Origin of the sequence: Xanthomonas euroxanthea (assembly GCF_903989455.1) — a bacterium.
Taxonomy (GTDB): Bacteria; Pseudomonadota; Gammaproteobacteria; order Xanthomonadales; family Xanthomonadaceae; genus Xanthomonas; species Xanthomonas euroxanthea.
Window position 1 is genome coordinate 1,772,857 of sequence record NZ_LR861803.1, and the last position, 23,328, is coordinate 1,796,184.

Annotated in this window: 15 protein-coding genes; 6 read left to right on the plus strand and 9 right to left on the minus strand. The window is 56.1% G+C overall.

Annotation, left to right across the window (positions count from 1 at the left end):
• Nucleotides 1-281 precede the first annotated feature (281 nt).
• Nucleotides 282-761, plus strand: a complete 480-nt coding sequence (locus H7A86_RS07635; RefSeq protein WP_119132315.1) for a JAB domain-containing protein — start codon at nt 282-284, stop codon at nt 759-761.
• A 167-nt stretch (nt 762-928) separates the two neighbouring features.
• Entirely contained in the window at nt 929-1,999 is a 1,071-nt protein-coding gene (locus tag H7A86_RS07640) for an ankyrin repeat domain-containing protein (protein WP_119132314.1), read from the plus strand.
• 54 nt (nt 2,000-2,053) lie between these two features.
• Here the strand turns inward: H7A86_RS07640 and H7A86_RS07645 are convergent, their stop codons facing one another.
• The 4 genes from H7A86_RS07645 to H7A86_RS07660 are packed head-to-tail and all read right to left on the minus strand — an operon-like array spanning nt 2,054 to nt 9,486.
• Nucleotides 2,054-2,785, minus strand: coding sequence for a hypothetical protein (locus tag H7A86_RS07645; RefSeq protein ID WP_119132313.1), 732 nt, complete (start codon nt 2,783-2,785; stop codon nt 2,054-2,056).
• Nucleotides 2,786-2,797: 12 nt separating this feature from the next.
• Nucleotides 2,798-4,996 (minus strand): DEAD/DEAH box helicase, encoded by a 2,199-nt coding sequence (locus H7A86_RS07650; RefSeq protein WP_119132312.1) that lies wholly within the window; start codon nt 4,994-4,996, stop codon nt 2,798-2,800.
• Nucleotides 4,997-4,999: 3 nt separating this feature from the next.
• Entirely contained in the window at nt 5,000-6,298 is a 1,299-nt protein-coding gene (locus H7A86_RS07655) for an ATP-binding protein (protein ID WP_119132311.1), read from the minus strand.
• Entirely contained in the window at nt 6,295-9,486 is a 3,192-nt protein-coding gene (locus tag H7A86_RS07660) for a tellurite resistance TerB family protein (RefSeq protein ID WP_425509742.1), read from the minus strand. Before H7A86_RS07660 ends, H7A86_RS07655 begins: the two co-directional genes overlap by 4 nt.
• Before the next feature lie 175 nt (nt 9,487-9,661).
• Here H7A86_RS07660 and H7A86_RS07665 point away from each other — a divergent pair, with 175 nt between their 5' ends.
• Nucleotides 9,662-12,235 carry an AAA family ATPase gene (locus H7A86_RS07665; protein ID WP_119132309.1) on the plus strand — a complete coding sequence of 858 codons (2,574 nt, stop codon included), beginning with the start codon at nt 9,662-9,664 and terminating at the stop codon, nt 12,233-12,235.
• 111 nt (nt 12,236-12,346) lie between these two features.
• Here the strand turns inward: H7A86_RS07665 and H7A86_RS07670 are convergent, their stop codons facing one another.
• The 3 genes from H7A86_RS07670 to H7A86_RS07680 all read right to left on the minus strand — a co-directional run bounded on the left by H7A86_RS07670 (nt 12,347) and on the right by H7A86_RS07680 (nt 14,965).
• Nucleotides 12,347-13,423, minus strand: a complete 1,077-nt coding sequence (locus H7A86_RS07670) for a hypothetical protein (protein WP_147421363.1) — start codon at nt 13,421-13,423, stop codon at nt 12,347-12,349.
• Entirely contained in the window at nt 13,389-13,889 is a 501-nt protein-coding gene (locus H7A86_RS07675; RefSeq protein WP_147421362.1) for a hypothetical protein, read from the minus strand. Before H7A86_RS07675 ends, H7A86_RS07670 begins: the two co-directional genes overlap by 35 nt.
• Before the next feature lie 80 nt (nt 13,890-13,969).
• On the minus strand, nt 13,970-14,965 hold the full coding sequence (locus H7A86_RS07680) for a tyrosine-type recombinase/integrase (RefSeq protein WP_119132308.1): 996 nt from the start codon (nt 14,963-14,965) through the stop codon (nt 13,970-13,972).
• A 245-nt stretch (nt 14,966-15,210) separates the two neighbouring features.
• Here H7A86_RS07680 and H7A86_RS07690 point away from each other — a divergent pair, with 245 nt between their 5' ends.
• Together H7A86_RS07690 and H7A86_RS07695 are read left to right on the plus strand one after the other, a co-directional pair.
• Entirely contained in the window at nt 15,211-18,945 is a 3,735-nt protein-coding gene (locus H7A86_RS07690; RefSeq protein WP_119132306.1) for a CHAT domain-containing protein, read from the plus strand.
• 91 nt (nt 18,946-19,036) lie between these two features.
• A complete protein-coding gene (locus tag H7A86_RS07695; RefSeq protein WP_147421361.1) occupies nt 19,037-20,362 on the plus strand; it encodes a hypothetical protein in 1,326 nt (441 codons plus the stop codon).
• A gap of 39 nt (nt 20,363-20,401) precedes the next feature.
• On the opposite strand, the gene H7A86_RS07700 is transcribed toward H7A86_RS07695, so the two are convergent.
• Nucleotides 20,402-21,721, minus strand: a complete 1,320-nt coding sequence (locus H7A86_RS07700; protein ID WP_119132304.1) for an FRG domain-containing protein — start codon at nt 21,719-21,721, stop codon at nt 20,402-20,404.
• 30 nt (nt 21,722-21,751) lie between these two features.
• The gene (locus H7A86_RS07705) at nt 21,752-22,474 is read right to left on the minus strand and encodes a hypothetical protein (RefSeq protein WP_147421360.1); all 723 of its coding nucleotides are present in this window, start codon (nt 22,472-22,474) and stop codon (nt 21,752-21,754) included.
• A 317-nt stretch (nt 22,475-22,791) separates the two neighbouring features.
• Between H7A86_RS07705 and H7A86_RS07710 the strand changes: the two genes are divergently transcribed.
• Nucleotides 22,792-23,091: a hypothetical protein gene (locus tag H7A86_RS07710; RefSeq protein ID WP_147421359.1), complete on the plus strand. Its 300-nt coding sequence runs from the start codon at nt 22,792-22,794 to the stop codon at nt 23,089-23,091.
• Nucleotides 23,092-23,328: the final 237 nt, after the last annotated feature.

Below are 23,328 nucleotides of genomic sequence, written 5' to 3' on the forward strand. Positions count from 1 at the left end.
TGGCCGAGAACTCTTGCTTTCCTCCTGACCACCGAGGTCGGTATTTGCCGCTTGAGTTGGGGTTTCAACCCATTTTCATCTCCACCAGCGCTGGGCCTCTGAAAAGGACTTTAGCTTCGCTGGCCCGACCGCAAGGGCGAGCCTCCTTCTCGTCGCTGGCGCTTTGTTGCGGCCCTTCGCTGTGCGCCGCTTGCGCGGTGCTCGCTCCCGGGTGCGGTAGGGCCGGACGCTCCGCCTGTCGGTTCCCACGAGGCGCACAACGCGCTGGTGGAGAAGAACCGATGAAGCGCACCCAAGACCTGAAGGCTCAATACCAACTCCAGATGGACGAAGAGGGCATCTTGCTCGCAGCAGCCACCATCCTGGAACAACGCCTTCAACGGCAAGGCCGCATCCACAGCCCCGAGCAAGCCGGCGATTACCTCATTGCCCGCTGCGCACATCTGAGTCACGAAGTCTTCGGGGTCGTCTTCCTGGACATCAAGCACCAGATCTTGGCAATCGAACATCTCTTCTTCGGCACCATCGACGGCTGCGAGGTGCACCCTCGGGTGGTCGCCAAGCGCGCCCTGGATCTGAACGCTGCGGCTGTCATCCTTTTCCATAACCACCCAAGCGGAAACCCCGAGCCCAGCGAAGCTGACCGCAAGGTCACCGAGCGCCTGCAGCAGGCTCTGAGCCTTCTCGACATCCGGGTGCTGGACCACCTGGTGATCGGTGGCCAGAAGAGCGTCAGCCTCGCGGCAAGGGGGTGGGCATAGCCCCTCTCTTTCATCGGTTGTTGGCATAGGGCTACCGTGCGCATGTTTTCCAAGAGACATCACGCTGCGCTTGAGGCCGGTCATCGAGCTTCTTTCGCTGCTTACGCCATCACGCCGTGATCTTGACGAAAGGCGTGATGGCGTTAAGTTGAAGGGGAGGAGAGAAAATGGACCAGACACTTAAAAGAAAGATTAGACAGGCAGTGAAGCAGGGGAGTGAGGCCTATGTGATGTCGCTTTGTCAGGCTCAAAGCGATAGCGAGAGCGATGCTGCTGCACGCTACGCTATTGATGTTGCAATCAGGAGCGGAAAGGAAAGCTTGGTCGATCAATTGATTCCACTGCTGTCAAAGTCATTTGAGGTCTATCCGCTTGATGCGGCTGCTAAGGCAGGATCACTGCGGGCAGTCGAGCAGCTCATGGCATTTTGCGACACGGAGGATGACGAGGCATTGGTGCTTGCTGCTAGGCATGGGCACACGGAGTGCATCAAACGACTGCTCAAAGAGTGCAGCCCTCTGCAACATGACTCACTTGCGTTGTATGAGGCCGCGCGCCGTGGTCATGCAGATGTCGTCTTTCAAATTGTCCTGTTCTCAGATGCCAAGGCACAGGACAGTCGCGCGCTGATCGCCGCTTGTCGGGAAGGCCACTTGGAAGTGGTCAAGCATCTGCTGCCGTTCTCATCCAAGATCCAATGTGCGCAGCACGGCTTTGCAGTGGCAGCCGAGAACAACCATGTCGACGTCGTTGATTTCTTGATAGAAGCGGGCCTTCCAGATCCCGAGGACACCTACGCATTGGGACTTAACGTCGCTGCTGCGAAAGGCCATGAACGCCTGGTGCGCACCTTGCTCGGGGCGATTGTGACAACCCACCGTGCGCCTCGTGACTTTGGCGAAGAGGCGCTGCAATCTGCGGCACGAAATGGGCATGTAGGTATCGTCAAGTCCATCTTAGAGTTCGCGCACAAGACCGCTTATCCCGAATTGGCTTTGCACGTCGCACTCGAAAATGGCCATGATGAGGTGGCCGACATCTTGGTTCGCCGAGCGAACTTAGATGATGTGCGGGACCTGATCACAGACGAAGCGATTGAGGCGAAGCTTGATGAGGCGATTGCCAGAGTTGATACGGCCAAGCAGCGCAGAGAGCTTCAATCCAACGAGCGCAAAAGGGTGGCGCAGAGCGATACGGCAGGGCCGATGATGAACCCGTCTCGTGGCGTGCGCTTGTAAGCAGATGTTGCCGAGATAAGACCAGATGTCGCCAGCATCCTTACACCTCTGCTTCTAAGGACTTACTCTTCGTATTTCACAATCGCCACGCGAGAGTGTTCTGACCTGATGGCGGTCGGTGTCGTAGATGGCGATCAGGTCAGAGCTACTGGCAATGATGTGGCCTCGGATCTTTCGCTCACCCTTTTCCCAGAGTTCTGAGTCTCCTCGCGAGACTGGACCGAGGAGTCGGACCTTTTCTGTGTTTGCGTCATCTTTACCAGCATGCTCGCCAAGCAAACCCGGCAGGGTCGCCACCAACAGGCCGACGAGAAATAGTGTCAGTGCGAGATAAACCCCCGAGGCAGCAATGCCGGCCGATGAGGAAATAAGCTTGATCCATGGATGTCGAAGGAAAAACTCGTTAATTCGACCTTCGCCAACTGATCGAGTGGGCAACCGGTAGATCAAAACTGCGATCCACACAAAAACAAAGGCTGTTGCTACGGAAACCCAGGGGAACGAGCGAAACATTCCAAGCCCTTGCAGCACGATGGCATAGTAGCCGCGAACGACCTTCCAGTCGGCCGATTGTGGAAATAGGTCGGCCTGAACGCCCCAGGCTTTGAGATAGCTTGTGTAAGCAACATGCCCACAGCCGTGAAGAACGATTCCAGCTAGTGTTGTCACGGCAGCCAGACTACCGACGAAGCGGGTGATGGACCACGACCTCTTGGAAGATGCACTGTTCGCGTCTTCTGGTGACGGGGTGGAACGCTTCGATTGGACAATTTCGATATGGCGCATAGTTTTCGTAGATCAACTTCGAGATGGGAAGGAGCTGCGTAGCCAACCCATCGCCTCATCAAGGTCTAGGTTAGAGCTGGCATAAGACACTTGAAGCAAGTGGGGCGAAAGCAAACTGTCCCACTTTTGGCTGGCCAGATTTTTCGCACCTGCCAATAGCACTTCAATTGACGGGGTTGGTGTAGCGGCAATCGCTCTGAGCGCTGTCTGGATTTTCTCAAGGGCATTCGGACCCTGCATGATCTCGACCCCCAGGCGGCTACCCTGCGCCTTGAAGTTCCTAGCATTGAGTAAGCAAGCGATTGCATCGTTGGCCGCATCGCCCAGCCAAGTGAGAAGCAGGATGTCGCTTCCACGATCCAGGAAAAGCTGATCATCCAAGCCGTGTTGGTGGTAGCTGGTCCGTCCTTCGTCGATGAAGCGTTGCGCACACGCATCCACAAACGTTGGCGTCAGCGCTCCCTGATAGATCGCGCGCATGGTCTGACGCACCTTGGTGTGCACGCGTCCGCCGCCGCCGCTAAACAAAGGTGGCGCGCCACTCTTGGTGGCAGACACGTAGATCGTCTTCTGTCCTTCGTCGATTTGCTCGACTAGCCAGGTGCGCCCACCAAACAAAATACGCTGGCCGGTCGTGAGCATCTGGGAAACGGGCAGGGTGCCAAGCGGCTTGCCAGCGGCGACAATCCGGCATTCTTCGTCGACCGTGAACGCTGCATAGAACGAGTAGTGGTTGACGATCCGGTCGCCGACAGGCCCGTGCAGCAAGAGCCCGGATCCATCTTGGATCAAGATGTCTTGTTGACCCAAATGGCGTAGCAGCTCGACAAACGCATCACGAGACACTTGATTGAAAGGAGCGCTAGGCGCGCATAGCAACTGAAACGCCTGGGGTGCGGTCAGGCCGCCATACTGTGCGATGACTGAAAGGAGTTGCTGGATGAAGGTGGAAAGATGCGCACCTTTGACCACAGGCGGCTCATACCATTTCTCGGTGAGCAGCATGACCACGGCCAAAGTTTGGAAGGTGTCGAGCCTCAGGCGTGTTCGAAGATCCGCCTGCGAGTCAATGGCATCTTCAATCACATAGCCGCGCAAGATCGCAGCTTCACCTTTGCGTCTTCCGGATCTGCCCATGCGTTGACGAAGACTGGCAACGGTAGGGGGCGTGCCAATCTGGGCAACGCTCTTGACCGCTCCGATATCGATGCCGAGTTCCAATGTGTTGGTGCAGACGGCAGTCGCTGGCTGATCCTTTTGTTTGAGCGCAGCCTCAGTGTCGTAGCGAATTTCTTTGGAAAGACTGCCATGGTGCGGCCAGAACTCGCGCGCCACGCCACCTTTTTCGCAAAGCTCATTGAGCAGGTGGGTATAGCGCTCGACCTCACGGCGGCTGTTGGGAAAGACCAGATTGTTGCTGCCGCGAAGGGTTTTGAACAAGTGCTCGGCCACAGCCAATGGTGCTAGTTCTTGCTTCTCCTTCTTGTCATCAGCTTCGCCCTTTTGAGGAACAGGTTCTTCAAAGCCTTTGATGATAAGGAGAAGTTCTGACGCATCGGAAGGGGCGTCTACAATCGCGGCGGTGCCCGCTGGACGCAGAAAGCGCGCCGCAGCCTGCATGTCACCGAGTGTTGCCGACAGCCCGATGCGAGGCACTTTGCGACCAACGACGGTATCGATCCTGTGTAGCAAGGATTGAAGTTGTTTGCCGCGCTCACTGCCGGTGAAGGCATGCAGCTCGTCGATCACAAAGTAAGCCAGGTGCTTGAAGATGCCGGCAATCGAGGTGCCTCGGTTGCACAGCATTGCTTCTAGCGACTCTGGCGTGATTAGAACGACGCCATGTGGTTTCTTGAAGAAGCGCTGTTTGCTTGTGCTGCTGATGTCCCCATGCCACGGCCACACCGGAATTTCGAGGTCTTCGCACAGTCGCTCCAATCGACCGAATTGATCATTGATCAAGGCCTTCAAGGGGCTGATGTAAACGATCAAACCTGCTGGGGTTTGCTGTTCAAGATAGGTCAGCGCTGGAAGGAAGGCCGCTTCCGTCTTGCCCGAGGCGGTGCTAGCGGCAACGATCACATCTTGATCGGCAGGCAGGATCAGTGGGATGGCCATTTCCTGGACATCTCGCAGGGCTTCCCATTGCTCTGCCCACAAGTAGCGCTGGATGCCTGGCGAAAGAAGAGAGAACGCGCTTGACTGGCTCATCGATTAGAGTTTGAACGAAGCCAGTTCGTCATCCGCTTGGACCGTTAGATCTTCGTCGCCGCCATGGTCTTCCTTGACTTCGACCTCCCCGATCAAGGTTTGCCAGGCCGTGCCGGGATTTTGCTCCAAGACTGCCAAGAGATTGATGAACGCGGTAATCGTGGTGCGAGGCGTGCGGAAGAAGCCATCACCAATCCGATTGGCGCAGTGTTCCATGAATTGCTGGATCGCTTCGTCAGGCAGCAAATACTTATCTGTATCACCACCTGCGTAAACGTGGCGGATCTTGGTCAAAAGCACATAGAAGTCTTCCGCAGTGAGGCTCGAAAGGCGCACGACAGGTCCAGAGAAGTCCACCAGCCCTTCTTTGGCAAAGGTGTTTTGGGCCAAGCGGCTTTGGAGGGCTTGGTAGCTGTAAACGCCGCGACGGGGATCCATCAGGAATTCCGGCGTGCCACCCAGCACGAAGCCAAGACCGACCGCAGTGCCTTGGAAGGAGTCATTGAGCATGCGCAAGATCTGCTCGTAGTTCGAGTTGCGTGCCTGGGCGTTGGCAAGCTTGTAGAGATTAACGAGCTCGTCCAGGCAAACCAGAAGCCCGCTAAAGCCGGCCAGTCGCACGAAGCGTCCCATCAGTTTGAGCTGATCGTAGACCGAGGCATCATCAACAATCGAGCGGACACCAAGCGCAGCTTTCGCATCGGTCTTGGTGGAGAACTCGCCACGCAGCCAGCGGATAGCATCGGACTTAAGTTGCTCGTTGCTTTCTTCAAAGCCTTTGCAGTAGGCCGCAATGACGTCAGCGAAGTCATAGCCGTTAACGAGTTCCGTCAGCTGTTCAAGCTTGGCGCGGATGACTTGCTCAGTGGGAACATCCTTTGCTTTGGCTTCGGTCTTGGCGGTTGCGATGAATTTCTCAACGACCCCTGGCAGCGCGCCACCGTCAGGCTTGGTGCGCGTGGCCAAGTTACGCATGAGTTCTGCATAGAGAGAGCGCGCCTGGCCACCAGATGCATGCAAACGCCGATCGGGATTGAGGTCCGCGCTTGCCACGACGAGCTTGCGCTCCATCGCGATGGCGCGCACCAGGTTGAGGAAGAAGGTCTTGCCGGCACCGTATTCACCAACGACCAGTCGGAACGAGGAGCCGCCATCGGCCAAGCGATCAATGTCGCTGACCAGCGTTTCGACTTCACGAATGCGCCCCACCTGGATCAGGTGCTGACCCGCACGTGGCACGACACCTGCACGCAATGACTGGATGACCGCATCACGATCCTTGGCACGAATAGGGTTGCTCATTGCTCTATTTTCTCGATGAACTCTGGGTTGATCTCCACCGGATCGTCTCCTTCAGAGAATGGGATGTCATAAGCATCAAACGATGCATCATTGATGTGTTCAAGTGCGCCATCGAGCATCAGCTCCAGATCCGAAGCGCCATCTTCCAGTTCGGAGCGCGTCCAGTTGGGTCGGGAGAGCATGAGGCGCAGCAGTGCGCTATGCGTTTCATCCAAACCCAACAGGCCAGGAGTAGAAGCAGCTTCTTGACTGGGGAGCGGCAGTGCTTGGGGCTCGATGACGGGTTCGGCGAAATCCTCGGTAAAGATGCCAGCCAAGAGGGCGGAGACTTTGGCGGTATCGTGTTGGAGTTCGGCAATACGTTTGGGGTCCAGGCGAAACTGCTTGGCTGGCTCTGCCTTGGTGGCGCTTCTTCCAGCGCTCACTGCATGGACATCACTAAAGACGCGCTTGGTCTCCACGCCGAGCGTCTTGTAAACCTTCTCCAAGAAGCGCATTTCGTCTGGCGAGACCGTACCGTCGCTTTGCGCAAGGCTTGCCATTGAGGCTGCGATTGTTTCCTTGGTGGGTTGATCCAATGGATCAAGCTTTTTCTTGAGGGAGGCCAGAGTGATTGGTGCTTGGCTCAGCCACACAAGATGTGCACGAAGGCGCTTGTGGTCCGCGGGACTGAGGTGACTCCATGCATCAATCTCTCGGCCAAGATGTTCGATTTCGTGTGCACTGAAATCACCATCGGCTTGTGCAACGGTGGAAGCAAGTTGCAAGGTCAACAGCGCGATTTGATACGCGCTGCTTTGGGCTTGATGGGTTTGGCCGGGCAACAACGCGAAGAGGACCACAGGATCAGCATCGCTGGGCGCCCGCGCGCCTTCAAGCACGTTGGGCTCCATTCCGATGTGAGCCAACTCAAGGGTCCTGGCGAGATCTCGGATCTTTTCTCGGTTGAGCGACGCTCCACCATTGCCAAAGCGATCGGCAAGCTGAGTCAGGGGCAGGGTGATCGCACGATCTTGAACCTCGTCCACCAGCAATTGGAGCGCTGCTTTGCGCGGTGCCGGCCAAATGCTGGTTGGCAAGTGTAGCAAGCCATCCAGCGTATTCCGAGCCTCGGGGTTCTTGTTGATAAGGCGACTCAGCGGGCCGAGTTCATCCGTGCATTGCTGGACGATTTCGTTGAGCTTCTTGATGGGCGCGGTGAGCGCGGTGACATCGGGTGTCTCGCCAAAGGTCTTGGGCTTTAAGCTGGTGCCATACAAAGCAGGAGAAAAGGTCTGTCTTGAGAATTTAAGCTTGGTGCGGTTCTTGGGCAGGACCAACCCTGCATCAAAAAGCTCCCGGTAGCGCTCAACGAAGAGCTGATCGAATTCCTCTGCGCAGCGCGTTGTGGCAGTTCTGAGGGGGATTTCGGGGCTCAGGCGAGCCCATGCGAGGGCCAATTGTGCTGGAATCGGGGCGCGATCTAGTGAGCATTGCCCCAATGCTAGACGTAGATAAAACGGAAGCTCATGGGTGCGCTGAAAGCTAGGAAGCGGCTTGGTGTAAAGCTTCTCCTCAATGTCATCGAGTTCCATCCAGTCGAGCAAGCTGTTGATCTGGAATCGGATAACGCTGTAGATCTTGCCGTAGGCGGCTTCTAGCTGCCGTAGTGCTGCTTTGATGGCCGGCCAACCCTGCTTTGACTCTGGCTCATCGATTCCATCGATCACGACCCGGCGTTCAATGCCATAAAAGAACAACATCACGTAACGGTAGTTGCATTCGGGATCGGATCGATCAGAAGCGAGCCAATTGATGTAGGCGCGACGTTCGGTTGCAGATAGGTCTGCGTAGTTTTCCTGGTAGCCGATCGGCTCCCGGTAGTTGCCAGTTGGTGCAACGGCGAGAACGCCATTGACCAAGCTGGGTTCATTCCCACCCCTCGGTGTGGCGAGCTTGACCCCTGAGTAGAACAGTCCGCCCGAGATTTTTACCCCGCGAATTTCAATGATCTCGCCCGGCTGCACCCAACGCGTCTTCTCCCAGCCCGCAGGAGGCTTGGGCACCAAGAATTCCTTTGCAGGTGCACTGCCGGCGATGCTGGTGCGATGAAGTTCGTCCAAGGCGTTAGCCGGTTCTGTGTGGGAGGCTGCAGGTAATGGTGGCGGGGTTGATGGCACACGTGCCTCGCGCTGCGGAGCAGGAATAGGCGGCAATGCAGGTGGCAGTGCTGGGATCGTCTCAACTCTTTCAGCAGTTGGCGTTGGCGCGATCACGTGTTGATTTTCAAGTGTGGGGTCGGAAGCTGTTTGGGCGGGTGGAGGCATCGCAGCTCTAGCACCGACCGCACGCATAGCGTCGAGAAGATTGCTGTTCAGTTGCTGCGGCGATGATGGGGCTTCCGTAGGTGCCGAGGCGATGGTTTGCGCGTCTGGTGTCTTGGTTGTTCCTAGATCGCTTGGACTAAGCGAAGCAGTTGAGCGTGGGCGGCTCGGGGTGGGCACGATGATGCGCGGAGCGTCTGACGCGGCATCAATGGCAGAGTTCGCTTGCCGACTGATTGATGGTTGCTCAGCCACAGCGCGCATTGCTTCAAGCAAATTGCCGTTGGGCTGCTGAGGGACGGGGCGATCTTGAGGATTTCCGGTGGCGCTCGGTTCCAGTGCGGCACGTGTGCCTGACAGAATGATCGGAGACATTTCCGCCTGCCCGGGAGGGGCAGGAGTCGGTGGTGCTACTGGTGTCGTCGGGCCGTGCTCGGCAATGTGCGCCATCGCGGTCCGCAAGTTCCCAGGGCGGTCCTTTGCAGCAAGAGCTGGGTTCTGTGGAGGCGCCACCTGAGAAGGGGGGACTGATTGGCGCAAGGCTGCAGTCGGTTCCGCAACGGGCTCGCTGGCAACCCGGTTGCTCTGCGAGGGCGATGGAGCGATCGGTGGTTGAGCGGCCTCTAGCATGGAAGAGAGGATCTTCCGATTGGCGCTAGCGGGATCAGCGGCTGTAGAGCCACCAGGTTTGCTTTGAACTCTCTTTGTTCCCGTCAGTTCCGCTAGGGTGGGCTCACGCACGATCGGGGCGGGCGGCTTCTGCTGCGCTTGCCACTTCACGAAGAGATAAATCCCGAAAGCGACCACAACAGTAATGCCGATGGCAATCCACACTTGCTTAGGCACCATCGCGATGACCGCTAATGCGATCACCAATGCGATCACGGTAAGGTCTGAGCCTTGCTTTTTCCTGCGTCTCGCCACGTGGCCCCCTGCCTACGGCGTCTATCCTTATTCATCTTAGCGCTTTGAAAACACGCAGGGTGCTCTCGGCTGGCTGCTAGAAATTGAGATCGAGCCTGCTTGATTGCTATCCTAATCTCAGGGATGGGGGGCTAAGATGGCGCTTTACAACGATTTTTCTCGGTTTGAGAGATGGGCGCGAGATCAGCTGGCGCCCGAAGCAGTCTTGAAGATCTGCGCTGTGGTTGAAGCTAACCTTGAGCAAATCGCGCGAACGACCCACGCGGGCGGTCAGCGCACTCGGCTCATCACGCCTTTGATCCGTGCCAGTCTGGTGCGCCCGCTGCCTGAAAGGGCTGAGACGGCAATGGTGGACCAGTCAGAGCTGGGATGGACACGCTTGTCCAGGCTTCAACTTGGGCCGTTTAGGGGTTTCCGTCGCCAAGAGGTTTTTGAGCTTGATCATCGAACTGTTCTTGTCTTGGGTGCCAATGGCTCGGGAAAGAGCAGCCTCTGTGAAGCGCTTGAACTTGCACTTCTCGGACGCATTGAGGAGGCCGACGAGCGTGCATTGGATTCTCGGCGCTACTTCGATAATGCCCATGAAGGCCGTCACCAGTTGCCCGTATTAATTGCTAAGAGCAACGGTGCAGAGCACCAGGTTCAACCAGACGAGGAGCGTCATCGGTTCATCATCATCGAGCGCAACCGAATCGAATCATTTGCGCGCATCGGCGCACGAAGGCCAGCTGAGGCATCGTCCATGCTGGCGGCATTGTTCGGTCTCACTGCGTTCAATGATTTCGTGGCGGGTTTTGGTGGAAGCTTGGATCGGCAACTCAACCTCGCTCTTCCCAAGGCTGCCGACTTAGCGCAGCGACGCGTTGCAATCCAGGCCGATGAGGCCAAGATCGCATCCGAAGCTGCCACACACGCTGAGTTTGATGTGCAGCGCAATCAGGTGGCCACCGCTTTTGAGCATGGTCTTGACTATTTGGGTCTGAAAGCGCGAATTGGCACTGCACAGACCCCGGGACGGCTTCAAGAGATTCGTGCGATTTTGGCGACACCTTTGGCTGCCGAAACGGGAATTCGTCCTGAGCACTTGATCGCTTCGCGTCGAGCACACCGTGATCTGACCCGAGAGCTGGAAATAACACGGGGAGCGCTGGCAACACGCGCTCAAGAAGTATCGTATCGAGAGTTGTATCACTCTGTCGTTGCGCTCCAAGACGCACATGCAGACCGCTGCCCGGCGTGCGAGACCCCGCTGGACCAAGTGGCCATTAATCCGTTCGCTCGGGCAGCAACCGGCTTGGCGGCACTCAGTGAACTCTCCCAACTTGAAGCGGAAGCGAACCGGTTAGAGCGACAGGTGGACCGAAGCCAAAGCACGCTAGACATAGCGCTCCGGCAAGCGATCGAGCATATCGCTAAGCTCCCCAACATCGGCACCTTGGCGCCAATAGAGCAGTTGTTAGCAAATGGAAATAAGCAAGGTTGGCGTCAGCTGCTCGCGGCGGCGCGCGAGCTGCAACGACTCGACGAAAGTCTTGTAGTCAAGAGGGCCGAGCGGCAATCCTTGGAGGCCGAGCTTGAGAAGCTGCAAACGGCCAGGACGCAATTGGCAAAAATTGCGGGTCAGCAGAGCCAGTTCGACGCAGATGTCGCGTCAGCTAAGGAGCGGGTTGCGGCGTTTGCCACTCAAACTGCCGCACTAGTAGTGGAGGTGTCGGCCGAAGCAGTAGCCCATGGTGTTGAAGTCCAAATCAAAGAGGCCTACGAGTCCTTCTTAGGCTTATTGAGGACCTACCTGGCAACTCTTCCTGAGCAGCTAATGGCTGATCTCAATGAGATCACGGTAGACCTTTACAATAGTTTCAATGCGCATGACCACGCAGATGACTTGATCCATACGCTACGCCTTCCATTAAGGGGTGGTGCGCCGCTTGAAATCGCCTTCGCCCGCGAGCCGGATCGCTTCCATAACGCCTTGGCGATCTTGAGCGAAGGGCATCTTCGGTGTCTGGGTCTTTCGATCCTATTGGCCCAGAACATCAAGCTTAAACTCCCGGCTGTGCTGCTTGACGATGCCGTGAACGCCATCGATCACGAACACCGGGAGGGCATCCGTGTGACGCTGTTTGGCCATTCGGCATTGACGGAAAAGCAGCTTATCATCACATGTCATAGCCCTGAGTTCATCAAGGACATCTTCAACAATCACACGAAGGACGCGCCACTCTACGTCTTGCGTCATCATCAGGGCGACCACCATCCAATAGTCTCGGGAGGCAAGACACGCAACTATATCGAGCGTGCCGAATCACACATCGACGACTTTGATTCGCGCGCGGCGCTCTCGTGCTCGCGCCAAGCGCTCGAAAGTTTAGTTACACGGGTCTGGAAGAGGTTAGCCGATGTTGCCCCAAGTTTGGCAGAGCTCTCGCTAAAGACGCGACGGCCTGGTGCGCCTACGGATCTGAGCAACATTGTCCAATCCCTACTGAGCGCTCTCAATAAGGGGGTCAGCGCTGGCACCTTGGACGGAGTCTGGATCACCAGACGGGATCACTTGGATGCGATCATCAATGTTCGAGCGAATTCATTGGCATGGATGTCGTTGAACAAGGGAACCCATGAAGAGGAAGATCGTGAGGATTTTGAGGAACCCACGCTCCGCCGAATTGTTGAGGCGTTGCGTGGTTTGAACCAGTCTTTCAGCCAGTGAAGATACTGCCATTTCATCGGGATAGGGCTGCAGGATGGTGTGGAATAATAGGCTTAAAACGGTCATAGATTTTTCTAATCATGAGACTTACGGCTTTGAGCAACGCCTTGCTTAGACGCTAAGCTTCCTTGACACGGCTTTTCCGGAGTTGGTCTGTTTGGGCGTCCAATCTTTGCCTTCTGCTGCTTTGTTCAAGCTCGCAACAATTTTCCCCTTGGGACTTTGAGGCGCGCCGCCTTCGGTCGTAGGTGTGTTCTCGGGAGTGGGCGGTGTTGCTAATCGGGCTTCAATGAGCCTCAAGGAGCCAGCAGCGCGCTGAACAAAGCCGTCAACGGCCGTCTTTCCCTCGAGTGGAAGCCAGCCAGGCGCATTGAAACCCCAGCGGGTTGCTGCGCCGATAGTGAGTAGGTGAACCAGGTCCACCGAATCGGGGAGGCGTTTGATCTCCCTCGACTTGTGAGGTGCCCAAAGCTCGCGTGCCGCAGCCTTTGATGCCTCTGCCAATGCGGTAGGCTTCTCCTTTACCAGTGCATCTATGCGCTTCCGCAAGTCGTCTTGTATAGACGCATCAAACTTCGTATATTCGTCCAAAAGCCCGACTATGCTGCTAAGACTAATGCAAAAGCAGTTTGCTTTGTCGTAAATGGCGTAGTGGACCCATGTCAGGTCAGTAGCAGTTGCGCCTTCAGGTAACGCTTTAAAGCCGTGCTGCGCCAGCCTTAGGATCTGCGGCTGAGGCAACATGTTTTCTGAAATGCGGTTCGGAGAGATGCGATGGATGTCGATCGATCCTTCGTCGGACGCGGGTTTTGCTTGGAAAACCGCAACTCTTGCATTGTTATCATCGATTCTAATCAAGAGGGCGAAATCCGCGCCAGTTGATCCTTCGGATGTTTCACCTCGCCCATTTTTTGAGTATTTATGCCAATCAAATCCCGGGGTGAACGAATCAGTGAATTCTGAGGCGAACCATGGAATGGTCGCGGCCATTGCGCCGATGAAGGTCGCGGACATCTCTTCCTCGTCCAGCTCGCTTGCTTCATTGACGGCTAGGGCTTCAATAGTCGCCACTTGTAAGGCGCCAGCGAGCGGAGTTGGTGGATCGATGATCTGCATCAAAGGGCCGACGCGGAGCTCAACGAGACTGCGAACCTTATCTCCAACCGCACTGCTGACCCAGTTTTCCATTCTGCAAGCCTTCATTGGGTGGGCTGAACGCGTCTAAGCGCTCTTGCCGGGCCTGCTTCAATAGCACAGTGAAAGTTGCATCCGCAATAGATCCATGTATCTTTGCAAGTCTCTTTGCTTCGAATTCCCAGCTTTCCGTAGAGTGTTCTAATTTGGTGTTAATATTTTTTTTGAACATCTCATCTGGCAACGAGTGCTGGATGCCATCAATCCAGTCGTTAAACTCGCTCCGACTTCTTTCATCCAAGCTCTCAGCGGCCAGAACCAATGTTCGTGACCTAGCTAGCTGATACGCGCACTGTTTAGCTTCCAAGTCCCAATAATTCCTAGCATGTCTTAGGCTGCTGAACTGGGTAATGTTGCCGGCAGGGGTTGTTGTGTACCATCTTTTTTGAGCTCCTCGCTCATTCCGAGAGAGGGTAATCCCAAACTGAGAGAGGTATCGAGCACATTGTTTATAGTTCATGTTTATCTCCGCGATTATATGTAATCAAGTGCGGAGTAATGTCAAGCATCTGGGCCTCCTAATGTTGGTCGGGCCGGAGCTTACGGATACACCTTTGCCCCCTTCCTCAACCGCTCTTTGAACTGTCCACGCACATAGCTCGGCAGCGTCACAGCCGGCTGATAGTGGCCCAGTGCCTCCACTTGGATCTTCCGGGTGTTGCCGGCCGACTTGTGGACATAGTTGTCCTGCAGCACGGGCGCCTTCTTGTTGAGGGCATGGCCGGTGATCAGCGCAATGTGCTCAACCCGCACGCCTTTGGCATCCAGCTCTGTGGCAAGCGTATGGCGGAAGGCATGCGACCCGATGCCCTTGCCAAAGCCTAGGCCCTTCAAGTAAGCCGCAAATTGGTTGACGAAGCCTTGGCTGTAGCGCCCGTTTGGCTCACCGGTCTTGCGGCAGGTGCCGGCCGACAGGTTGGGGAAGAGGCGAGGGTGGCCAGACGCTTTGACGTCTGCCAGGAAGTCGAGGAAGCCCGCCTGGATGAGCCTTGGGTGGATCGGCACCTTACGGATGGCGCTCTTTCCTTTCAGGCTTTGCCGAGTGCGTTTGCCTGCGCTTTGCGCCAGGTCCTCGTCCACCGTCTTCTGGATCGAGAAGCACCACACGCCTTGGTCTTGCACGATGTCAGCCACTTTGAGCTGGGCGATCTCATTGATTCGAGCGCCTGTAAAGAGGGCAATGAGCGGGCACCACCATCTGTGCGGGTATTTCTTGGCCCAAGGCAGAAAGGTTTCGGGGTTGAAGATCTTCTGGATTTCTTCTGGTGAGAGAAGCCGCTCGGGCTCGTCCTGATCAGCCAGTAGCTCTTCTCTGGCCGGCTTGAACGCATCCATGGGCGAGTGCGGGATGGCACGAGCTTTGACCAGGGTGTTGAAGAAGGACGCGAGGAAGCGCCGATGCAGTTCCAAGGTGGCGTTGGCCGGTTGAGCCCGCCCTTGGCGTTGACCTTTGGCGATCAAGGCATCGACGCTCAACCCTTGGTGCTTGGGGTTGGTCATGAAGTCTTCGGGTGCCCATCGCAGCAGATCCCACATTTGGTAGATATGCGTGTGCTCGATCCGAGCAACGGACGTGTAGTGTTGCGTATCTGCTGTGCTTTGTTCAGAGGTTCCTTAGGGCGCATTGGACTGCCCGACGCTATCGCTCGCACCATCTTGCTCTTGGCGTCAGACTTAGTAACCTATGTCACTGGGGTAATGGTCCCGGTGGATGGTGGGGATCTAGCACGCTAGGTGATGGCGGTCCAGTCAGCAACTTTGCAAGCAAGGTCAGGCAGACAATGAATGGTTTTGATCCAGTGAGGCTTTTTGCTGAGGGCGTTCTATCGGCTTTGGTGGTGGGTGCCAAGACCGAGGAGGTCATTGGACGAACGGGTGCGTTTGGGTTCTTGAATTTTGCTGATCCTGCGGGTCAACGCGCATTTAATCGGGTCGCCATACTTGCCCCGCCGATCCAGGCATGGGCGAAGAGCGATCCGGAACTGGTTGACCTGGTCGTAGATGGACACCGTGAGCTATGTGGCAAGTATCCCGGCATGGCGAAAGATCCCGGTCTTGCTGCTCATGTTGAGGTTGTTCGCTGCCAGGATTTGACGTCCATGGCCTTGCTTGCGTGTCTTTCAGAGCTGACCGGTAAGCTCGTGCTCATTCCTCTGGCGCACCTTTACAAAGACGCTGACGCGGTGGTGCCTCCCGACATGGGGCGCGTGAGTGCGCTGACCAAGGAAGACGAGTGGGTCCCACATTTGTCGAGCTGGCTAACCAAGGCCGTTGAGGCGATCAGTGGCCAGCCTTGCTTGATGGTCGTAAGCGTGTCGGAAGACGCTCCTGTCAAAAGCGTCAATAAGGACGCGATTGATGAAATACCGGATCTGTTGGTTGCCTTCTGGGGAAATGACAAAGACGCGCAACAAATGACTTGGGTTGCCGAGCGCTATACCCGTTGGAGTGGCTTGGCTGGAACCGGTTGCGTGGATCAAGCGATCGCTGAGATCGATGCCTCTGAGTTGGACGATCAAGTCAAGCGACAGCTGCGTATCCAAGCGCTCCATCGCGCCAAAGAGTCGCTGCGCATGGCAGCTGAGTTGCGAGAACTCGCGACAGGCCCTGCTCTTCCGCCTGAGTTTTCGCTGTGTTTTGGTAGCTTTGCCCAAGAATGCGGAGAATATGAGATTGCCAAGGCTTGGCTGGCAGTTGGTGTCGATGGCGCCGTAAGCGAGGCTCATCTTGCCAGTGCCTTGGGTTCGGCGGTTGCATTACAAGATGCTCAGTTAGAACTTCGGATTTATCGGCGATTGGCAAGCCTTTATCAGCAAACCCGGTATCTTGATGTGTATCGAGAGCGGTTGCTGCTGCGGCTGAGTGCTCAGGTCAATCCTGGCGTTGCGCGCGAGGTGGTCGCACATGTAGATCTCAGTGAGCAGCAGCGCAAGGTCGCGGACTTTCTGAACGACGAAGGGGCTGGTGACAAAGATCGACTCAACGCGCTGTTGCAAGATGTCACCGAAGAACAGCGTGACTTTGCTCTACTGTGCTTGGGACATCGCGCTCAGGCCCTGCAAGACCCCCGTGCTGCAATTGATTGCACGCTGGGTATCGACCAGAAAGGCCCTTATGCCCGGCAGACGAGTTGGTTGGTCGTTGCAGCGTTGCGTGAGCTGCTACTGAAAGAAGCGCAGCAAGATGAAGATGGTGTTTTCTTCGACTTGCCCGTTGCTCGGCTGCGCCATTATGTGGCTCATCATCCGGAAGAGCCCGCGCTTCGTGAGGCGTTCTGCGGTCTATTTGGGGTGGAGGCAAGCGGTAGGAGGGGGTTGCCGGTGCTGGTGGCTCAGGCCGTTCATCTGTCGCGCCAAGAGCTAGGAAATGTTGCTCCGATGGAGCTGGAAAGGCCAGCTGCTACTCCGGCGGAGTTGGAAGCATTTTTAGAGCGTTGCTTTGAGTGGATGGAAAGCCTCGGCGCCATTGATTTGAGTAAGGCGGTTTTGCCCGGTCATGTTTTGAAAGGCGATGCTGCGCCCCTGCTTGAAGCTCTTGCCAAAATGGTCACGGTGTTGATCGATGAAGGCCAAGATGAAGATCTTGAAGCGGCTTATCGCTTCGCAATGGTCGGTTCGATGTTGGCCAGGCAGGTGCAGGAAACCACGCTCGATCTGGATGTGCTTCGTCTGGTTGCCAGTCGCTTCTCAATCAGCGGGAAAGTGCAGCGAAGCCGAGATATGGCTGAGCACATTTTGGAAATTTCCCAGAACTCTGATGTCCGCAAGCGTATCGCCTGGAATGCCTACGCCGATATCTATCAGCGCTCGCGCCACCCCATTGACGCCCTGGTGGGGCTGTCCTGCGCTTTTAATCTTGACTGTGATGTCGGGCCTCGCGAGCGCTGGTGGGAGATCTATACGCTTTTTCGCGTCGTGCGAGATCTTGGGTTGATTGACTTTGCCAGGCAGCTCCTTGTCCCGCTTCAAACCTTGCAGGTTCATGTGGATGACAATGCGTCTGGACAGGCAAGAATTCGCGCGTTTGAGCTGGGGCTTGGGTTGGTCGATCCCCAAGGGCGGGACACCGCATCTTATGAACAGTTGGTTGCGGACGCTGTGGATCACTATCGTCTGGTGCAAGATCTTGACGATGAGCTCTTGCCGTCGGCAGCGCTATTGGGTCAGGCCATCGGCCAATGCGAGATATTGGGTGGCCGGGTTGGAGCAGAGGCGCTGGCGGCTTTGGAAGAGGCGATCGCGGGGCTTGACGACAACGCTAAGGAGTATGTTCGCCTGATCTCAACCGCACGCCCGTCGATTGACGATGCCATTCGTTTAAGTTGTCGCGTGGAAGGAGCGCGCTATGGTGACGATGTTCCGGCCGACCTTCTTGCCGCCGAAATCGTTGCCCGACGCGTCCTTTCGACCAAGGCTGATCAACTAACGCCCTCCGATGCTGCCGCCGCGATTGAGCTGCTGGCTGATCGCGAGCTCGATCCGGTGGACGGCGCGCGTTTAGAGGACGCAGCATGGCCGTTGGCCTTCATGGAACAGATCTCAGCTCCGGGAAGTGCCGCGCTCATGATGGCGCTGGATCGGGACGATGCGCTTGTTGCCGTCTTGCAAGACCAGGGGCGGACCTCTTTGGTCAAGCGTGAGGCTGAGAAGTCTTCATTTGGCGATGTGCTTGACGACTGGTCTGCTCGCTATCCCTGGCGCTACGGCATGATCGATCCTCAGGATGGCAACAACGAGTTCTTCATGTCGATGGGGCCGTTGTCGACCCCTATCCCGCAATCCCGGCGCTTGATTGTGGTGGCTGAGCCCAAGCTGCTCCAAGTGCCGCTCAATCTGGTTCCCGATGGCGATCAGTTCTTGGGTCAGTCGTGCGCAATTGGCTTCATCCCCTCGCTCACTTGGCTCAAAGCCAGTAGATCTAAGCCAAGGTTGAAGGGTGCGAAGAGACTTGCCTGGATTTCAGATCCGGGCGATCAGGTGGATAACAGCGCGCTTTCGGCAGTGTTGGTGCGCACGAGTAATGCCTTCGAAGACCACGGCTTTGAAGTCAACACCGATGGCTCGGTGCCGGAGACACTGACCGAGGCCAGTATTGCCGTAGTGGCGGCACACGGCAGTGTGGGTGCAGATGGGCGCTTTTTGCACCGGGTCAGTGACGAAGGCACTTTGACGCTGACACCCCGCAACCTCAGCCGCGCCCTGGCGGGAACTGAACTGGTGATCTTGTTTGTGTGTAGTGGTGGGCGAGTGGACCGCCATCCGCACGCCAATACGGCAGTGGGGCTTCCGAAGCAACTTCTGGTCGCGGGTTCACGCGTGGTCATCGCCTCGCCTTGGCCAATCTCCCCCATTTTTACCGGGCGTTGGCTTGAAGCGTTCATGGCAGGGTGGGAAGACGGCTTGACGGCCATGGATGCAACGCATCTGGCCAACAAACGGGTGGAAGCGCAGTTCGGGATCGTGCCGCAATACGCCTTGGCCATGACGACGTACGGAGATGTATTGATGACCAAGTAAAGCGAGTACTTCCCACTGGACGCTTGGGTGGGCGATCATCTCGGCGGGGCACTTCGGCGCCGAGTAAAAGCCGTTGGGGGTAGCTCGATCGATGGCACTGGATAATCGTGAATGGGCATTGGTGATTTGGCTAACCATTGCCCTCATTGGGGTGCTTCTAAGTGCCAATTTAAGGCAGGCTTCCTGGGCCCTCCTGAAAGCCCTGGGCCAGCCCAGCATTGTTTCAGTTCTGGCGCTACTGTTTGCCTACATCGCACCGATCATATTGGGGCTTTGGCATCTCGGCTGGTGGGGGATTGCCAACCTAAAAACGACGTTGATTTGGGCCTTCGGTTCTGCCTGCGTTGCGGTGTTCAATGTCCATAAGGTGGAAGACGACGCGAGCTTCTTCCAACGCGCACTGGGGGAGGTTATCGGTGTTGCCGTTGTTGTGGACTTCCTCGCAGCAGTCGACACATTTCCGCTTTGGGTGGAATTTTTCATCGCCGGCGGTGCGTTTTTGCTGGCCTTACTGAGCGCTGTAAGCGCCAAAGAGCCTTCCCAACGCCTCGTGCATCGCGGGGCCAATGCCTTGCTAATTGCACTCGGCCTTCTGATGCTGGGAAAGTCGATCTTTCACATCACGGTCGATTTCAACGATTTCGCCAAGATGCAGACCGTTCGGGAGTTCCTGTTGCCCATCATATTGGGCCTACTGCTGCTACCTTTCTTGTTCCTTCTCAATGCTTACTTGGTTGCCGAGAGTGTGTTGGTCGCTTTTAAGTATCAAAGCAAAGCACCCAAGCTTGCGCGATATGCAAGCGCCAAGTTTCTGCGCCACTTAGGGTTGGATATGCCCGCGTGGCGGCAGTGGCAGCGCCATGCAGGGCGCTTTGCGCCTTCAAGCTTTTCCGAAGTTGAGGCGTCGGTGTTGGAGGTCAAGAAGACCCGTTGCCGTCAGAAAAATCCTCATCGCGTCCAGCCTGTGGTGGGTTGGCTACCCGAAGACGCGATGGGCTTTCTTTCATCCCAAGGGTTGAAGACGCGGCCTTACTATCGGGCGGATGATAGGGAGTGGCTGGCTGCGTCTGGCATGGTGGAATTGGGCACGGGGATCTTGCCCAACAATGTGGGCTACTACATCTCCGGAGACGCGTTCATCGTCAAAGAGCTTCGCTTGAAGCTCAATGTCAATCGACCGGAGGAACAAGAGAATGCCACTAGGCACTTTGGCTTGCTCTGTCATGAGCTTCTCAGAAAAGCGCTTCCCTTTGCTTACGCGCAGGATCTACCTTTTGAGATTGAAGTGGATCAGGTCACCATCATTGGACGCCATTCGGTAAGGATGACCCTCTTCGAATGGTCCGGTGGAATTAAGGGGGGTTTTGACCTGACCTTTGCCATTGGTGTGCCCGAAGACGACTGTGCAACCGATTGATCGCTGTGCAACTGTCATGATGCGCACCCATAGCGGCGGCTACGCTTGCTCTTCCTGCTTGAAGCGAAACTTCTCAGCGATGTAGAGAGCGGAGGTCTCGATGCGCGGGAAGACCGTTGGCTCAGTGATGTTGAGCTGATCCAATTCCTTCAAGATCCCTCGCTTGTTGCGGATCTCAATGCGCTCAATGCCAATCTTGTCGCTGCCTTCCTCATCCAAGGTCGCATCCTGTCCGAACAGCAAGAAGGCGCCTGACTGAAACGAGATCCGGTCGTTGCTCCGTTTGCTCTTCACGCACACAACGCTGCCCAGATCCTCTGGATTGATTTGTGGCGTGAAATGGGGTTTTTCCTGTCGGATGAGGTGTAAGAGCTTCCGGATCGGCTCTTGTGCATTGAACGCATCGGTGTCCAGCGTGTAGTCAATTGCATCCTTTTCCGCTTGCGGCAATCTCGCCAGGTTGGCCAGGCAGCTCGCGGTATCAGAGTCGAAATATTTGATTGAGGCTTGTTTCAGCGAGAGCAAGATCACTTCGCCAGGAACCTCTTGGGCTTGCCCACTTTTTGAAACACTCTTGCACGCAAAAAACAAAGCAATGAGCGGGTTGGAGGTGATATCTAGAAGGCGAGTCGGTAAAGAGTAGTGCTGCATGCGCACAAGTCGATCTAAGGTGTATTGGTCGCCCTGGAACTCTCCGGAATGAGAAAGGATCAGCTCGTTGTAGAGCTGATGCTCTTGGCGCAGGTGAAGAGGATTACCCGCACCATCCTTGCGAAAGACGGAAGGTTCCAGTCGATAGCTGTCGCGATTGGAGTGCCCTCGATAGAAAATTTCTTTGCCGTGCTTGGGCATTGCAAGCACGATATCGACGAATTCAGCCACTGACGATGCGCTGTGCTGTGGGTGCACTGGGGGAGGAAGATCGACGCGGCTGGGTTCGGGGTTGCGAAGATCGTTAAGCAAGCCGGCACCAGCAAGCTCCTCAAAGAGATCTGCCTCCTTGATCGCCCAGTGCGTCCGGTTCATTTCCCAGCCGCGGATATCCAGGCGATGCTGGATTGGGTCGATGTGTTCGAAGGGGATTGGCGCAATATCCGGATCGATTTGAAAGCCAATTACCACATCTCGACCGTGCAACTTGATGCTGGTCAGTCGACCAAGCTGCATATTCTCTCGGCCTTCGTAGGCAAACAGGCATGGCAGGTCTAGCAGATGTTCGATCTGCTCGGAGTTGAGTTCCTTGAACCGCGCGGCGACTGACTCGTTGGTGTATTCCAAGAAGCGACTGCGTGGATAGGTGTAGGTGAAGCTGGTGCCGTCCCAGGCCGTTTCATCAGCAGTGACCAGAAGGCTATACATCGGCGTGGTTCCTTTGGGCTTGGAGCATGTTCATAGGCTTCCTGTCGAACTTGCTTGGGCGAGCAGCCAGTTGCGCGTCAGCGACAGTGCAAGCGCTTTTCCTTCGTCAAGTGTCATTGGAGCATCAGGCGGCAAGGTTCTGTCTGCGCTATGCCGAGCAGTCGGTCCCGATGAGGGGTGGTTGGCGGTGTGGTCGAACCTCTTGAGGTCTTTTTGAGAAACCCAGCCGCGCGATTCAAGCGCCTTAGGGCCTCCAACTGCGTGCTTGATCAGCTCGATGATGCGTGCCAGATTGGTCCAATCATTTATAGGTTGAGCGAGATAGCTTTTAAGTTGCTCGCCCAGGCGTCCGCCTTGAAAAGCGGCTTCGAACTGATTAAAGGCGGGGCCGGACGACTGCTTGGCATACACAATGGGCCCATCGCCCAGCTGGATGCTGACCAACGACATCGAAACAACCAAACTTTCAACGATGGCCACATGGTGAGTTGTAGTCTGCCCTTGAACGATCTCGCGGACTTGGCCCAGTCCGATTTGACCGGGCGCAAGCGCATACAAGACTTGGTAGATGCGCAGGCTCGCCAACAGTTCTTCGCCTCTGCGCCTGACCTCAGAAGGCCCTTGCAAGCCTTCAAAGCGAGCAGCATCCAGCCGATAGACGCTATCGACCTCTTGGAGGGGCGACCCCTCGATCCGGCTTGCTTCGAGCGCTTGGAGGGTAGGGCGCTCACCGCTAACTTCAACAACCCACATCATTCATGCCTGTCATTGAGACCCCAGGCATCATGCAGAAATTCTCTGGCTGCTCCTAGTCTTTGGGGGCATTCAAGATCTACCTCCAACTGGATCGAATGAACGAGAGCGCTTCAACGCGCGCACGGCTGAAGTCGAGAAGGGTCGCCAGATCAGCATTAAGCCAAGCAAACTGGCAAAGGGCAAGAAGAAATAATTCAAGCGACGGCCCCTAGGGATCCGTCGTTCTTTCAGCTCCTTGAAAGCAGTGGCATTACCTGAAGCAGCCGAAGCTTGACAGATGCCATTTTGAGCATAGCTTGCTCTCAGGAGGGCTTATGTTTCATCCCGCAAATCTAGTCGAGCATATTGATCGCATGCCGAGCGGATCAGATCGATCCGTGATGGCTCGAGTGGCATTGAACCTACTCTACGATCCTGATCTCTATCCTGTCTCACTCATCGAAGTGCTTGAACTTGGCGCTGTCGAGCGGGTGTTGGTCAGAGCTTGCTTGGACTACTGTGCCATTGATCGCCGCCAGCTGCTGTCTTGGAGCGATGGGCGAGTGGTCGAATTGCGGGAATTCGCGAAAGAAGGGCAAGCTGACGATGGAGAATATGGCTTGTATATCTTATGAATGGCGCATCTTTTGTTGAATACATTGCTGATCAAACCCGAGGTCAGCGTCGCTTAGCACGCTTGGCTCTGCATGTGGCTGGTCACGACAAGATAGTGCCGTTCGACGTGCGCGATCTTCTGGGGCTTTGCGATGAGCAGCGGGCGGTTGCGAACAGTTTCATTGATTGGTTCGTGTGCAATCCAACGGCACGTTTTGGTGGTTCTACTCTGATCCACGCTGCCAGTATGGCGGGGC

Coding starts and splice junctions, on each gene's coding strand:
- H7A86_RS07635 (WP_119132315.1), top strand. CDS start 282: ATGAAGCGCACCCAAGACCTGAAGGCTCAATACCAACTCCAGATGGAC.
- H7A86_RS07640 (WP_119132314.1), top strand. CDS start 929: ATGGACCAGACACTTAAAAGAAAGATTAGACAGGCAGTGAAGCAGGGG.
- H7A86_RS07645 (WP_119132313.1), bottom strand. CDS start 2,785: ATGCGCCATATCGAAATTGTCCAATCGAAGCGTTCCACCCCGTCACCA.
- H7A86_RS07650 (WP_119132312.1), bottom strand. CDS start 4,996: ATGAGCCAGTCAAGCGCGTTCTCTCTTCTTTCGCCAGGCATCCAGCGC.
- H7A86_RS07655 (WP_119132311.1), bottom strand. CDS start 6,298: ATGAGCAACCCTATTCGTGCCAAGGATCGTGATGCGGTCATCCAGTCA.
- H7A86_RS07665 (WP_119132309.1), top strand. CDS start 9,662: ATGGCGCTTTACAACGATTTTTCTCGGTTTGAGAGATGGGCGCGAGAT.
- H7A86_RS07670 (WP_147421363.1), bottom strand. CDS start 13,423: ATGGAAAACTGGGTCAGCAGTGCGGTTGGAGATAAGGTTCGCAGTCTC.
- H7A86_RS07675 (WP_147421362.1), bottom strand. CDS start 13,889: ATGAACTATAAACAATGTGCTCGATACCTCTCTCAGTTTGGGATTACC.
- H7A86_RS07680 (WP_119132308.1), bottom strand. CDS start 14,965: ATGTGGGATCTGCTGCGATGGGCACCCGAAGACTTCATGACCAACCCC.
- H7A86_RS07690 (WP_119132306.1), top strand. CDS start 15,211: ATGAATGGTTTTGATCCAGTGAGGCTTTTTGCTGAGGGCGTTCTATCG.
- H7A86_RS07695 (WP_147421361.1), top strand. CDS start 19,037: ATGGCACTGGATAATCGTGAATGGGCATTGGTGATTTGGCTAACCATT.
- H7A86_RS07700 (WP_119132304.1), bottom strand. CDS start 21,721: ATGTATAGCCTTCTGGTCACTGCTGATGAAACGGCCTGGGACGGCACC.
- H7A86_RS07705 (WP_147421360.1), bottom strand. CDS start 22,474: ATGTGGGTTGTTGAAGTTAGCGGTGAGCGCCCTACCCTCCAAGCGCTC.
- H7A86_RS07710 (WP_147421359.1), top strand. CDS start 22,792: ATGTTTCATCCCGCAAATCTAGTCGAGCATATTGATCGCATGCCGAGC.